General features: G+C 53.3%; 13 protein-coding genes. 3 read left to right on the forward strand and 10 right to left on the reverse strand.

All coding sequences use genetic code 11. The annotated features are described in order from the left end of the window. Positions 1-80: 80 nt before the first annotated feature. From MKZ15_RS14915 to MKZ15_RS14930, 4 genes are all read right to left on the reverse strand, one after another. Positions 81-1,976 carry a helicase-associated domain-containing protein gene (locus MKZ15_RS14915; protein WP_339816701.1) on the reverse strand — a complete coding sequence of 632 codons (1,896 nt, stop codon included), beginning with the start codon at positions 1,974-1,976 and terminating at the stop codon, positions 81-83. Then, on the reverse strand, positions 1,973-3,667 hold the full coding sequence (locus MKZ15_RS14920) for a DNA repair helicase XPB (protein ID WP_339816703.1): 1,695 nt from the start codon (positions 3,665-3,667) through the stop codon (positions 1,973-1,975). The genes MKZ15_RS14915 and MKZ15_RS14920 overlap by 4 nt, the downstream gene beginning before the upstream one ends. 93 nt (positions 3,668-3,760) lie before the next feature. Next, positions 3,761-4,183, reverse strand: coding sequence for a CBS domain-containing protein (locus MKZ15_RS14925; RefSeq protein WP_155605592.1), 423 nt, complete (start codon positions 4,181-4,183; stop codon positions 3,761-3,763). A 45-nt stretch (positions 4,184-4,228) separates the two neighbouring features. Continuing rightward, entirely contained in the window at positions 4,229-5,398 is a 1,170-nt protein-coding gene (locus MKZ15_RS14930) for a M20 family metallopeptidase (protein ID WP_155605548.1), read from the reverse strand. A 228-nt stretch (positions 5,399-5,626) separates the two neighbouring features. On the opposite strand from MKZ15_RS14930, the gene MKZ15_RS14935 reads away from it, so the two are divergent. Together MKZ15_RS14935 and ftsW are read left to right on the forward strand one after the other, a co-directional pair. After that, positions 5,627-5,968 carry a YugN family protein gene (locus MKZ15_RS14935; protein ID WP_155605549.1) on the forward strand — a complete coding sequence of 114 codons (342 nt, stop codon included), beginning with the start codon at positions 5,627-5,629 and terminating at the stop codon, positions 5,966-5,968. A gap of 12 nt (positions 5,969-5,980) precedes the next feature. Beyond that, the gene (gene ftsW / locus MKZ15_RS14940; protein ID WP_155605550.1) at positions 5,981-7,231 is read left to right on the forward strand and encodes a putative lipid II flippase FtsW; all 1,251 of its coding nucleotides are present in this window, start codon (positions 5,981-5,983) and stop codon (positions 7,229-7,231) included. 136 nt (positions 7,232-7,367) lie between these two features. On the opposite strand, the gene MKZ15_RS14945 is transcribed toward ftsW, so the two are convergent. Continuing rightward, complete coding sequence (locus tag MKZ15_RS14945; RefSeq protein ID WP_016311598.1) at positions 7,368-7,730, reverse strand: Asp23/Gls24 family envelope stress response protein; 363 nt, start codon at positions 7,728-7,730, stop codon at positions 7,368-7,370. 137 nt (positions 7,731-7,867) lie between these two features. On the opposite strand from MKZ15_RS14945, the gene cax reads away from it, so the two are divergent. Beyond that, a complete protein-coding gene (cax, locus tag MKZ15_RS14950; protein WP_155605551.1) occupies positions 7,868-8,938 on the forward strand; it encodes a calcium/proton exchanger in 1,071 nt (356 codons plus the stop codon). An 84-nt stretch (positions 8,939-9,022) separates the two neighbouring features. On the opposite strand, the gene MKZ15_RS14955 is transcribed toward cax, so the two are convergent. The 5 genes from MKZ15_RS14955 to MKZ15_RS14975 form a co-directional block, all read right to left on the reverse strand. Beyond that, positions 9,023-9,313 (reverse strand): DUF1507 family protein, encoded by a 291-nt coding sequence (locus MKZ15_RS14955; protein ID WP_155605552.1) that lies wholly within the window; start codon positions 9,311-9,313, stop codon positions 9,023-9,025. Positions 9,314-9,495: 182 nt separating this feature from the next. Continuing rightward, entirely contained in the window at positions 9,496-9,741 is a 246-nt protein-coding gene (locus MKZ15_RS14960) for an HPr family phosphocarrier protein (protein ID WP_155605553.1), read from the reverse strand. Between the two features lie 82 nt (positions 9,742-9,823). Beyond that, entirely contained in the window at positions 9,824-10,939 is a 1,116-nt protein-coding gene (locus tag MKZ15_RS14965; RefSeq protein WP_339816705.1) for an aminopeptidase, read from the reverse strand. A gap of 149 nt (positions 10,940-11,088) precedes the next feature. Continuing rightward, on the reverse strand, positions 11,089-11,994 hold the full coding sequence (locus MKZ15_RS14970; RefSeq protein ID WP_339816706.1) for a hypothetical protein: 906 nt from the start codon (positions 11,992-11,994) through the stop codon (positions 11,089-11,091). A gap of 148 nt (positions 11,995-12,142) precedes the next feature. Further along, positions 12,143-14,143 (reverse strand): diguanylate cyclase, encoded by a 2,001-nt coding sequence (locus MKZ15_RS14975; protein ID WP_339816707.1) that lies wholly within the window; start codon positions 14,141-14,143, stop codon positions 12,143-12,145. Positions 14,144-14,579 lie beyond the last annotated feature (436 nt).

Genomic DNA, 14,579 nt, shown 5'->3' on the forward strand with positions numbered 1-14,579 from the left:
GTTCCACCCTGAGGTAGACGACATTATCATACCACAATCCTTTAGCGAGCAGAAGAGGTTCATCCTTCCTAATCTCCCGTTTAGCGTAAACCTGCGGGGAGAATGAGGCGAATTGCTTGCCAGTCCCCGGGGGAAAGAACGATCTCCTTTGACGGTTCTTCGGAAGAAGGGAGCGTCCGCACCTTAACTCTCCAATCCGCTTCACCTTCCACGGTAAGCGGTACGTAAAGAATAGCCTCCTCACCGATTTGCACCATCAGTTTGGCTTGCCAGGCCAAGGCTCGTTGCACGAGTTCTCGTGCGGTCGATGCGTGATACTTCCTCAATTCTCTCCACCACATGGCTGGCAATTCCGTCCATCCCGGGAACAACTCCTCAATGTCTGGCGGATCAAGATCCGGTTCGTAAAAATGCAAGTCCGCTCCTTTGTAAATCCACCCTTGGTTTTCCTGAGGTTGCCGATTCTCGCCATTCGGATTTGACATCTCCGTCAACTTCGGATACATCGGTTCGTCCGGATCTTGCGAAGCCCGGTTGACGGGAGCCAAACGTTCTCCGTCCAAGATCTTCAGAACTTCCACCTCGCAACCCGGATTCATGAGAAAATGGAGCGGGCCAATCCGCTCTAGCTTATCGGCCAATAGCGGCAGGCTGCCGATACGATCTGCGGCTTCCTCATCGGCGCAGATCAGCAACTTCACATCAGCCAGCGTTGTCCGACCGATTTCTCGTCCCCACTGGAGGAGCGCCTCGCGAACCGGCTCTGGTATGCCGGCAGAACACGCCTCCAGATGCCGCAGGATGTCTTGTGGGGTACGACCCATGCGGCAAGCCTGCTCCAGCCCCGCACGCGTCAGTCGATAGATGCTCATCATGCCGGACGAAGCCAACTCGGCATAAGCCTCCAGTTCGAAACGGACTGTAAAGGGCACGTCTGGCGGAACGAGTAGCTCGAAATCGGGTTGTACAATCAGCTTTCCTTCAGAGGCTTGAGATGTCACTGGCGAAGAAGGGCTCCGTTCGATCAGCCAACGGAACATTGCACCGTCCTCAGGATGGCTGCCGAGCTCCATCCAGCCACAGCCGCAAAGGGTGTCCAACCAACCTTGGATCCAGACTTGGCGCTCCGTGGACGGATTGCTGTCCGGTCCCAGCAGCCCCTGGTCTTGGAGTGAGCCGAGCAATTCCTCGAGCGAATACCAAACGCCGGTTCTCAAATCCGCCGCCGTCATTCGCAAAACAACATGCTGTAACGCGGCATCTGCCGGTACATAGCGCTGCAGCATTTCGTGCATCAGGACGACGTTCATTGCCTGCAGGTCAAAGGATAGCCACGCCGCCAATCCCGGCGGATGAACCCGCCATAACGCCCGTTCCTTGACGATCAACCCCAACGCCAGCATTAGATCCAGCGCGACGGCAAGCGCGGGTGAATACACGTCCGGATGCGGATAGTTTAGCTTTAGATCGGCAACGTCCTCCGCTTTCAACGCGATCCGCGCTTCCAGCTTGCCGCGTTCCTTCTGATGAATTGTCCCTTTTGCCGTCATTCGCAGCCCATTTCCTGCGATCCAGGTTAAGGCGCGGAACAGATCCATCGCTAAGCCCGGTTTCGCCTCCCGCTGCAGACTAACCCGCGTAGAGTCCTGCTCTCGCAGCTCCGCGTACCCCCACGCGTCCCCTATTCCCAGCAGCCGGTCCAGCGGCAGGTAATACAGCTTCTCGCCCCAAGCTTTGCGCACCGCGGCGAGGTCTCCGGAGCGCAGCAACGCCGGAAGCGCTGCGCGTATGTCCGCTCCGCTTACGTCTCCGGCCGCAGCGGCGTTGGCCTGTTCCAGCTTAAACGGCTGACCGGCAAAGCGGCGAAACAGGAGCTGAAGCGCCTGCATTTCGGCTTCATTCAACGAGTTCGCATTCCGCATCTCCTTCAAAGGAAGCTCGCCTTCATAAGCCGACATACTTGGTCCCCTGCTCATGCTTCAACCCCCTCCCGATCTCTCAGCACGGCATATTCATAACCTTGCTCCAGCAAAAACAACTGCCGCCGTAAAGCAAACTCTTGCTCCCGGGTGTTCTCCGAAACAAGCGTATAAAAATAGGCTCGGCTGCCGTCCCGCTTCGGCCGCAAGATCCGGCCCAGACGCTGGGCCTCCTCTTGGCGTGAGCCAAAACTGCCGGATATTTGAATGGCCACCGAAGCATCTGGTAAATCTACCGCGAAATTGGCGACTTTCGAAACCACCAGGACCTGCAGTTCCCCATCGCGGAAAGCCTGAAACAGTTTGCCACGCTCCGCCTGGGGTGTACTTCCGGTGATGAGCGGGACTTGAAGCTCCCTTGCCATGCACTGCAGTTGGTCTACATACTGTCCGATAACCAGCACCTGACGATCCCGATGCCGATCCAAAAGCCGCCGTACAATCTCGTTTTTGTATGGATTTTCCGCAGCGATGCGAAACTTCTCCCGTCCTTCGGCTTGAACGTATTTGTCCTGCTGGGGTTCAGGCATTGCCACCCGGATCTCCTGACAATCAACCTGTGCGATAAACCCGCTTTCTTCCAGGGTTCTCCACGGAACATCGTACCGCTTCGGTCCGATCAGGGAGAAGACATCCCGCTCGCAGCCGTCCTCTCGAACCAGCGTGGCGGTCAAGCCGAGGCGTCTCGTCGCTTGGATGTCGGCCGTTGCGCGAAAGATCGGTGCCGGAAGTAGATGCACTTCATCGTATATGATCAGCCCCCAATCACGTTCATTAAACAAAGACATATGCTTGAAGCCTTCCTCTTTCCGCGAGCGGTGCGTCAATATTTGATACGTAGATACGGTAACCGGCTTGACCTGTTTTTTCTCGCCCGAATACTCCCCGATCGCCTCGGCAGGCAGCGTTGTTTTCGAATTTAACTCGGCAATCCATTGGCGCACCGAAGTCACATTGGAAGTCAGAATTAACGTCTCGCATTGAAACCTTTCCATTGCCGCAAGACCAACCACAGTTTTGCCCGCACCGCAGGGGAGCACCACGACACCGCTGCCGCCGTCGCCCGTCTCGCTGGCAAATCCAGCGACGGCTTCCCGCTGATACGGTCTGAGCAGGAACGGACGCCCCTCGTCCAGCTCCTGCCGAAGTACGATCTCGAGGGTGCGGCCTTGATGATACCCTGCTTCGTCCAGCACGGGATAGCCCAGCCGGGCAAGCTCCTGCTTTAAGGAGCCGCGGCACGAGGCTGGCAAATGGAGGCGTCGCTCGTCCACCAGGCACCATGTCCCCGCCGGCAAAGCCAGTTGGCCGGCTATAGGCTCCAGGAAGCCGGCTTCAACGGTATCGTCGCACTCCAATTCCAGCCGGTCCGATTCCCCAGGAATCGGACGCAGCTTTAATTGCCCATACCGGCCCATCCAGCGTCGGATGTCTTCGGCAGCACCACTCGGCAGCCCGTACCGGGCCAAGGACGCAAGTTGATCCAGCACTTGGTCCGCGTCGATTCCACAGGAAGCGGCGTGCCATAAAGTGAGTGGGGTGATTCGATATGTATGATAGAAAGCCGGGCTCTTCACCAACTCGGCGTAATGGGATAACTGCTCCCGTGCCGTATCGAAGCCGGGATGCTCCTTCTCCAGCAGCACCGTCAAATCTCTTTGAACGATGCATGCTCCCGTTTCATTCATCGGTTTGCCCTCCTTTAGTTCAGTTCGCCGCAATCAGCAAAAAGGAGAAGTCCGCCGCACTGGCCGCGCACCTCTCCCGCTTGTTTCCATCTCCTAATGCACCTGCTCCGAGATTTCGGACAAAGCTTCTCCCGCATTGTCGGCAAAGATGTTACGCACGGCCATATCGCCGATCGAAACGATTCCGATCAAGCGATCCCCTTCGCATACCGGAAGCCGGCGAATTTGCTGCTGGGCCATCAGTTCAGCCGCCTCATCCACCGACATGTCGCGGGAAGCGGTTTTGATCCCTTTGGTCATCACTTCATCGACCGCGGTAGAGCCGGGCCGCTTCTCAGCGATCCCGCGAATGACCAAATCCCGGTCGGTGATAACGCCGATCAGCTTATCCCCGCCTTCGACCACCGGAATAAACCCCGTGTCGTTTTCTTTCATCTTTACCGCCACTTCATAGACATTATCTTGTGGGGTCACAGTCACGATGTCATCGGTCATGATTTCGCTAACTTTTTTCAACATATATCCCTCCTTCGGACATAGCGTGCCAAAGAAGGAAGCGGTTTATGCGTGTTCGTCCTGATAGGATTCCGCCATCGCGGCCAGCAGACCCGCCGCATGCAGCATGGCGTCCTCGTCGATGTCGAATTTCGGATGGTGATGCGGGTAAATCGCGCCTTTGTCGGGGTTTCCGGCCCCGACGAACATAAAGCAGCCCGGCACTTGCTGTAAATAGTAAGCGAAATCCTCCGCCGGCATAATCTTCGGCGACAACTCGGCCCGAAGCCCGAATACACCGGGAGCCACTTTCATAAATCGGCGGTATTCACCTTCATCGTTCACCAAGCTCGGGTAACCCATCATATAGTTGATTTGGGCTTCCGCGCCGTACGCCTCTGCCGTATTTTTAGCCATAACATGGATTCGCTCGCGAATCAGCTCTCTTGTCTCCTCACGGAAGCAACGAACCGTACCGGACAGCCTGCAGCGGTCAGCGATGATGTTCTGCGCCGTGCCGCCCTGGATGGAGCCAATCGTGACGACGGCCGGATCCAGCGGATCAACCGAACGGCTCACAACGCTTTGAAGCTGCAGCACCAGTGCCGAAGCGGCTACTACACTGTCCACCGTTTTGTGCGGCATGCCGCCGTGTCCCCCACGCCCCTGCACATCGATGAAAAATTCATCGGTCGAGGCCATCAGCGGTCCCGGGGCGCTCGCCACGATGCCGACGGGAATGGGTGTCCACAAGTGAACTCCGTAAATGACGTCTACCCCGTCCAGCGCCCCTTCCTCGATCATCGATTTTGCCCCGCCAGGGCACACTTCTTCCGCCGGCTGGAAGAGCAGTCGGATTTCTCCGCGCAGCTTCGCTTGGGTCCGGCTGTAGTATTCGGCCAGCGCCAGCAACGTAGCCGTATGGCCATCATGCCCGCAGGCGTGCATCACGCCGGGGTGCAAAGAGGCGTACTCGCACGTTTTCTCGTCCTGGATCGGCAGCGCGTCCATGTCGGCTCGAAGCGCTATCGTTTTGCCGGGAAGCTCCCCCCGAATTTTGGCCACGAGTCCAAACCCGCCGACGTTGGCTACCGTATCGATGCCTAGCCCCCGCAAGATTCCGGCGATCTGCGCCGAAGTCTCTTTCTCCATGAAGGAAAGCTCCGGATGACGGTGTAAGTGCCGCCGCCGTTCCACCATGGATGGAAACAAATCGCTTAATCGCTTCTCCTCCATCGTCCCACTCCTCTTTTCTTTCACGATCTCATTTAGCTTATTGTAGCAGAAAACGGGTTCATGGATCAGGTCAACCTTGCGAGAAATCGCCGATTTGCGAGGTTTTCCTATGCTTGCACAACCGATGGAAACATAATATCATGAGGATAAGTGTGATAAGTTTGATGAAAGTTCACAATTTGAACAGCGAACTTTTGGACCAATATTTTTAAGGGGGCACTCTTTACAATGATCGTAGAAAATACCGGATTGGACGGACTGCAAAGCGATTTGGCATACTTGGACGAAGCTGCGGAGAAGGTGGGCTTCGTACGCTGGCAATGGGAATACTATCGCGCTACATACGATTTTAAAATCGAATACAATAACAGTGACTACTACCTCCGTATCAACACGCGGGCAGTAGAAGGCAAACTGGAACGTCCGGACACGGTACTGGCGATCGAAGCGGTCTATATGGGGCGGGCCACTTTTCCGCATGGATTAGAGTATGAATCGGAGATTCCCGCAATGGTAATGAAGACCGCCAATCATAAATTGACGGAATTGAAGGAACTTCTTGAGGCCTAAGCGGACACGGCGATGAAAGAAGGCACAGAGAAACCAAGACGCGGAGCCCCCGATTTTCAATTGCTCATCTTGACCTTACTGATGGTCGGTTTCGGAATCGTCATGGTATTCAGCTCCAGCTCCAGCATCACGCTGGTCAACGAAAATTTCGGATATGACCCGATGTATTTTACCAAACGGCAAATGATATTCGGCCTGATCGGGCTTGTCGGTATGTTCGTGACGATGAATATCCCTTACGAGAAATATAAGAAGCTGTTTATACCCATTTTTATTCTGGCCATCATCATGCTGTTGCTCGTCCCTTTCATCGGTGGGCGCATCAATGGCGCGACCAGCTGGTTTACTATCGGCACGCTGGGGATTCAACCAACGGAGCTGGCCAAAATCACGACGATCTTGTACTTATCGGCCCTCATTTCCAAGAAAGGCGAGCGATTTCGGGATTTAAGAACCGGGTATATCCCGGTTATGGTGATCGTCGGCTTCGTTGCCGGCTTGATCATGCTCCAGCCAGACCTTGGTTCCTGTCTGATTCTCGTCGCTACGGCAGGGCTCATTATTTTCGCCGGGGGCGCCAATTTGAAGCACATTCTCGGCTCGATCGCGTTGCTCGTGCTTGGCGCAAGCATCGTGCTTGGCGTCGGAGCGTTGTGGGACAAAATCAACCCTCCCGATCCGACCGTTGCTGCGGGTGGCGATTATCGGATGGGCCGGATCGAGGCCTTCCTGGATCCTTGGCATGATACGCAAGGAACCGGCTATAACCTGATTCAATCGCTCACCGCAATCGGTCATGGCGGACTCACCGGCACCGGATTCGGACAAGGGATTCAGAAACTGCACTATTTGCCGAATGCGTATAATGACTTCATCTTCTCCGTCATCGGCGAAGAGTTTGGCTTTATCGGGACTTTGATCTTCTTGCTATTTTATATTTACTTCATTTGGCGCGGGCTGCTGGTATCGCTTCGTTGTCAAAGCACGTTTGGCACGCTCGCCGGGGTCGGAATCATGGGATTAATCGCGATTCAGGCCTTCGTTAACATCGGCGGCGTCACCAACACCATTCCGGTGACCGGCGTCACGTTGCCCTTCATCAGTTACGGCGGCTCTTCGCTGCTCGTCACGATGGTGTCAATGGGGATCGTGCTTAGTATATCGCGCGAATCGTCTCTGCCGGTGAAGCAGGAACGCACCAAGTCGGTGGTGATTCGTGAATCAACGCCGTTTGAAATGCGAAGCCAGACACGGCGCGGATAATAGTCCTAATCGCAAAGAAGACTACGGAAGCAATCGCTCCGTAGTCTTCTTTGTGTTTGTTGCTTATGCCAGCAATCCGGTCATTCGAGGCCGAAAGCGAAACTCTATATGCTGCAGAAGGTCAAGGTAGGATCGATCAGATCTCATCGTCCTTAAACGCGACGCCCTCGACTTTCACGTTCACTTCTACAATTTTAAGCCCCGTCATGCTCTCTACCGCTTCTCGAACATTTTGCTGAAGCATCCGGCAAACCTCGTGGATCGGCGTCTCGTACAACACGATAATCCGCAAGTCGATGGCCGCCTCCAATTGACCGACTTCGACCGTCACGCCCTTTTGCACATTTTTGCCGCTTAACCGTTTCGCCCAGCCTTCGGACAGCCCTCCGGACATCGCGGCAATCCCCGGTGTCTCCAGAGCGGCCATTCCGGCGATTTTCGCAACGACATCGTCTGAAATCCGAATCAGCCCATTATCCAACTGCAGTTGTTCGGTCATGGTCATTCCTCCTTCAACCTCATTAGTTTCATTGTAAATCGGAAGTCGATTTAAAGCAAATGTAGACCTTCAGCTTATTTTTGAGTAAAATTGTTACATTCGGCTTTTGCCAAAAAATGACTAACACGAGGTGTTCCATGAAAAAGTATATTTCACCTGCATTGCTGCTGATTTTCTTTGCACTTAGTGCCATCGGGCATTACGCGCATTGGTCAGCAACTTTGGAATTTATCATCTCCGCGATCGCCGTGGTTCTGGTGGCCGGCTTTCTCGGCCGGGCGACGGAAAGCGTAGCGCATTACGCGGGGCAACGGCTGGGCGGCTTCCTCAATGCGACCTTCGGTAATGCCGCCGAATTAATTATCGCCATCATGCTCGTCCGGGAAGGACTATTCGATATGGTGAAGGCCAGCATTACCGGCTCCATCATCGGAAACCTGCTGCTCGTCCTCGGACTCAGCTTGTTTGCCGGGGGTCTGAAGCACAAGGTGCAAAAATATAACGTCGCCCTGGCTGGCATGAACGGCTCGCTCATGATCGTGGCGATCATCGCCTTGTTCGTCCCGGCGATATTTCTGCAAACCCATGTTCTCCATGAGGCTGACCGTTCTACGCTCAGCCTGGTCGTCGCCGGGATCCTGATCGTCGCTTACTTGCTGTGGCTGATCTTCTCCATGGTCACGCATAAGAATTACCTTGCCGACATCAGTGAGAAAGACGCAGAGGAGTTGCCGCACGAGCATGCTCCGGCCTGGTCAAAAGGTCAATCCATCCTCTACCTGGTGATCGCCACCGTTATGGTTGCTTTCGTCAGCGAATGGCTTGTACATACGCTTGACACGTTTACCGCTGAATTCGGGCTGAGCGAACTCTTCGTCGGGGCCTTTGTCGTAGCTATCGTCGGCAATGCCGCCGAACACAGCGCAGCCATCATGCTGGCCTTGAAGAACAAAATCGGAGCAGCCGTAGAGATCGCCGTTGGCTCCAGCTTGCAGATCGCTTTGTTCGTCGCTCCGGTGCTGATCTTCGTCAGCCATCTATTCGGCAAACCAATGGATATCGTCTTTACCGTGATCGAGTTGGCCGCGATTGGCGTCTCGGTGTTCATCGCCAAGTCGATCACCCAAGACGGTCAAACAAACTGGTATGAGGGTTTACTGCTTCTGGCGGTTTATGCCATACTCGGCGTTTCGTTCTACCTGGTATAACCTCAATAAGAAAAAACAAACAAGCGTATGCTCCCGGAAGCCTTCCGTAAGCATACGCTTGTATCATTTAGCGGCAAATTACGTTTACTGCTGTTTATTGTTCATGGCTTCATACAGTGTAGCCAAATTCCGTTCCAATCTGCTGATGATTTGCTTGCCTATCGTTTCTTGAATAAGTCCGACGCGAATCGCGTAATCTACTTGTCTGGAGAATCCATACATCTGGGTATCCAACACTTCCTCATAGAGAGGGCAGTAACGTGTGGCCAAGTTCTCCATCTGTACTTCGATCAGCTTCTCAATTTTATCTGCATCTTCTTTCAGAAGATTAAGTGCTTTCAGGTTAAGTTGCTCCTGCAACTCAGATGAAGTCATGCTTCTTCCCCCCTATGTCCAAAATCGCCTACCAATCTGCTCTAATCTTAATATTAGACGAAATCGAAGGCCAATACAAGAACCTCCTCAAATTAACCTAAACACAAGAAAACGCCGAGTGTCGCCATTCGAAGGCATTAAAAAACGCCCCCGCTTCAAGCGGGAGCGTTTCTTTCGTTTCGTTATTCAGCGACGACTTTGACATCCAAACCGTGCTTGGCGAACACTTCGGTTACGGCTTTCTTTGCTTCATCCGCATCCGGTCCGTGAACGTGAAGCTCATAGCTCTTCGTGTTTACGAGTGTGGTGAAGAGGCCGAGGATACTTTTTACATCGATGTACTTGTTGTCCGCTTGGAGCACAATGGAAGAAGTGAATTTGCCTGCAGTTTGGGCAATTTCGACTACCGCTTCATTGTTCGTGGCCATAGGGATCCCTCCGTCTTTAACTTTGGAAATTACATACTTTAATCATACATTGAATCCGCTTTCCTAGCAAGGAAATTTCTTCTTATTTCAAGTTTTCCGGATTCAATCCCGCAAGCTCAGGGATCACGAAAATCCCGTCTTTACGGATCAGCACATCGTCGAAATAAATTTCGCCGCCGCCGTAATCCGGGCGCTGGATCAGCACAAGATCCCAGTGGATCGAAGAACGATTGCCGTTATCGGCTTCCTCGTACGCTTGCCCCGGCGTAAAGTGCAGGCTGCCGGCGATCTTCTCGTCAAACAAGATGTCCTTCATGGGATGCAAGATGTACGGATTGAAGCCAATGGCAAACTCGCCGATGTATCTAGCCCCTTCGTCCGAATCCAGGATTTCATTCATGCGTTTTGTATCGTTGCTTGTCGCTTCGACAATTTTGCCGTTCTCGAAGCGGAACTTGATATTTTCGAACGTGATCCCATTATACAGTGTTGCCGCATTGTAGCTGATCGTACCGTTTACAGTATTGCGAACCGGAGCGGTATAGACCTCGCCGTCAGGAATATTCTTCTGTCCGGAGCATTTGATGGCCGGAATGTCCTTGATCGAGAAGCTCAGGTCCGTGCCCGGTGCGACAATCCGAACTCTGTCCGTCTTGTTCATCAACTCGGCTAAGGCGTCCTGCGCCCGGTCCATTTTGGCATAATCCAGGTTGCATACATCGAAGTAGAAATCCTCGAAAGCTTCGGTGCTCGTGTTGGCCAATTGGGCCATGCTGGCATTCGGATAACGGAGCACGACCCATTTCGTGCGTTTTACCCGCTGTTCGCTATGTACGAGATGGGAATAAAGCGAGTTGTACAACTTCATCTTGTCTTCAGGTACGTCGGACATGTCATTGACGTTAGAACCGGCGCGAATGCCGATGTAGCAGTCCATCATCTGCATCCGTTTCAAATCGTATTCCGCCCAGGTCTTCATGCCCTCTTCGGTCGCGTATTTTAATTGCGCACGCTGCACGGTGCGATCGGTAATCTCGACGAAGGCATTGCCGCCCTTCTTCCCAACCTCTTCCACCACGGCTTTCAGCAAATCGCGTTCATCACCGATCATTTCGACCAGGACGTTCTCTCCCGGCTGTACATCTACGGAATAACCGACCAGGTTCTCCGCCAGCTTCTGAACTCTAGGATCTCGCATCTGGCTCACTCTCCTCCAAAATTCGTAGCGGGACTTTTGTTGGGCAACCCGTGCCGTTCAAACGTCCCGCGTTGTTTAACCATTGGTTAATTCTTCTGTTATTGTAGCACGATGGGGGCGGAAAGTCAGCCTAACCCAGGATGTCACGACTACTTATAGCTCTCGAATCGATTATCAGTGCGCAGCACCTCTCGTTGCGGTACGCCCTTGGTTGACAGGTAAGTTAACGTTGTTTCCGAGGTTAGCCTGGCGGGAAGTCCGGATTTGCGATCAATCGTCAAGTGATAAACAACGGTCGCGTTCAACTGCTCGAGCATGGCCGACAACTGATCGTTCCCCGCCGTCCAAATCTTCGATAACTCGCCGCGCAGCGACTCCTGAAGCGGAGCCGGAACACTCGCGAGCCGTTCCATGCCCCCTTCGCGTGTAAGCTCCATTTCGGACAGCAGACGATCCTTTAATCTGATGCTGGCTTCCGCCGGGTCCATCTCGATCCGGAGTACCTTCGTCCCCCGTGCGGCGCCACTTTCGGAGGTGATGGTTTTCTTTGCTGCCATGCGGATTTCCTCAAGCTGATCCAAGGGATTCAACCGCACAACCCCTTGCAGCAAGGCATCGTGGTTGTCAGACTGTACCAGCCAGTTTCCGTTTTCTAAGCGCAGCTTGGCTTCCCATCCGCTTGGCTTCGCTAATCCCGTCGACTGCAGTCGGCTGCCGAGGTTGCCATTGCGGTTGTTTGCCGGCTCAGTTCGGATGCTCAATTCTCGGTGATTCTGTAAGCGACCCGTATAATTTAGACTCTCCTCCAGCCCATGCTCGTTTCCGCGCTGCAAGGTAGCTAAACCGCGGAACGATAAAGTGTCGCTACCCGCGAGCCCTGACCAAGTGAAATCGAACCATTGCTCCGGCGTCTTTGCTTCGTTCATCCCACAGGACGCCAACATCAGTGTCAACAGCAACCCGTTTACAATGACGGCTAACCGGTATCTCAGCCCTCTCTGTGTCATCCCTCTCATACGCAAGCCCCCGCCTTCAATAATGCACCAGTTCTCCACCGGACTGTTCTCCTTACCTCATCTAGCAGTATCCTGCCACGGGAACGGCTGCTCTATTCGCCGAAGCGGATCGCGCAATAAAGAACGCTCCGAGGCCCAAAGTAGGGCTCGGAGCGTCCAAAACCAACAGGAACATCCGAATGAATGTTTACGGAGCTTGGGCATCGTCACTGGAACCGATTTGCGTTTGATTCCGCCCGCTGTTCTTGGCTTTATATAAAGCCATGTCCGCCTGATAGAACAGCGATTCCACACTAAGCTTATCGTCGCTCCGAATCCACTCGGCGATGCCGCACGATACGGTGACCGGTGGATCGGTATCCATGGCAACGCGCAGCCGGATCGTTTCCGCGATTTGATAGCTGTTATCGGCGCTTGCCCCTGGCAAATACACAGCCAACTCCTCGCCTCCCCACCGGGCGGCGATATCCGTTTTGCGAATCGAGCTCTTGACGATCGCGCACACCTGCTTCAGGATTTTATCCCCGGTTTGGTGGCCATACGTATCGTTGACCTGCTTGAACTGGTCAATGTCAACGATAATCAAGGAGCCGTTCGTATCTTTCTTCTGGAACTCTTGAATCGCATCATCGACATAGTGGCGAGCATAAAGTCCGGTCAGCATATCGCGATTGGCCATACGGCGAACCTCCGCATGCAGCGATGCGTTGGCAATCGCCAAGCCGATGTGCGAGGACAGGACCTGAAGGAGCTTGTAGTTGTCATAGGAGAAGAAGCGGGTCTTACGGTGTGCCAGCATAATGACCCCGTTGACCTCTCCCCGAACGATCAAGGGTGCGGTGATCAGTGAACGGGAATCCGTCTCCTCCATAAATCTCGAGGATACTTTACCATATGCCTGAAAGTCCGAGAGAATGATCGGCTCCTGCGTGGAATAGACAAGTCCACTGAACCCGTAGCTTTTCGGAAAATGCTCCTTCGACAGCCCCGGCACGTTGCTAGACATAATTTCAAACGTTTCCCGTTCTTTATTCAATTGGGAGATGCAGCAATATTCCGCTTTGAAAATCGACAACAGCTCTTCGGTAGCAAACTTGAACACTTCCTTCAGCCGCAGGCTTTGATTCAGCCGTTTGGTGAGCTCATTGATCAATCTCAGTTCATTAATTAACAAATTGGACTGTTCATACAGCTTGGCATTCTCGAACGCCGTGCCAGCCGTATCCGCCAGCATACCGATCAGTTGCAGATCCACATCATCGATCTTTTCCCGTTGAATTTGCAAATGAAAAACACCATAGACCCCCTGTTTCCCACTGAGGGGCACCGCAATTTCCAGCCTTCTCTCGCCGCCTTCTTCGGGACTTGGACCTGTGGACTCCCTGACCTGCATCCGCCCCTCCATGAACGCCCTTACAAGCAGCTCATCGCCTTGTCCATGCAGCTGCAGCGATTTGACCCGCGGATCGCGGCTTAAGTGATCCTGGGACATCAACAGCTCCAACTTGGCTGCGGGATACATTCCGGAAACCCGTTCAAACACTTCGGTCAGGACCGAATCCACATCGATCTTATCATGGAGCTTTTGCACGACTTGAAAAAGCTTGGAACGGCGCTGCTCTTCGCGTTTGGCCTGCTGCTGAACGCGCAGCAGATCGGAAACGAACAAGCCTTCAAAACACTTATAAAAGCAAGATTGAAATAGTTGTGCCGCCATTTTGGCGAACAGAACAGCCGCCGTAGCGCCGCAATCATGCAAGCAGCAACCAAATGAAGCGAACAAATCGCTATGAATGCGGGAAAACACCGGCACGGCAACATAAACACCGTCCGCTGTTTCGGCTGTGACCGCTCTATGCTCGCGAAGGCTTTGCAGGATCGCCTCTTCCATCGGCTTGGGCCAGGTCGGGCTGATTGGCCCTCCCGGATCAAGCGAATCGGCAAGCAGCACTTCGCCGCGACTGCCGGAAATGAAAAAGTCGGCCTTACCAAGTTCCGGCATTGCACTTACCAGCTTTCGCCACTCCGCGTACCCCTGTTTTAAGATAGACTCAATGTAGGGGAAATCATGGACAGTGATATCAAGCTGCCGCAGCCAATCCGTATAATTGTCGCCATCATCGAGCCGCTGCAGGCCAGAAGCGTGATTCAGGTTCAGCATCGGCTGACCCATGGATTGATCGGCCATAAAAAAAGCTCCTTTTATATGCTGCGTTGGATTTTAGCCCTTCAACTTACGATAAACACCAAACGGACAAGCTTCCTTCCCTGAAGTTCAAGCTTGTCCATCTCCGCCGGATCCGTTCATGTCTGTTAACTCTATTTTACTATCTTCCTTAGGGTTTTGCATTATAATTCCTAAGGTTCATGGCATTTTTTTAGGCCAAAAGCCCTATCGACAAAATACCTCCTTTCCCAACAAAAACACTTATTGACTTTACCCCCTAAATTCATATAATATATATTGTTGATGAAGACTGGATAGAGTCTTGCTTAGGGCGTAACGCATGCGAGCACCCTCTCGGTTTTTGTTGCTGACAGGACAGCGGCTGAACTTTCCTGTTAGGGAGCGTATTTTTTATCTATCCTTCGCTCGTCCAAACAAAACCCGCGCAAGTAGAACC

The organism is Paenibacillus sp. FSL R7-0216, from assembly GCF_037969915.1.
Lineage (GTDB): Bacteria > Bacillota > Bacilli > Paenibacillales > Paenibacillaceae > Fontibacillus > Fontibacillus rhizolycopersici.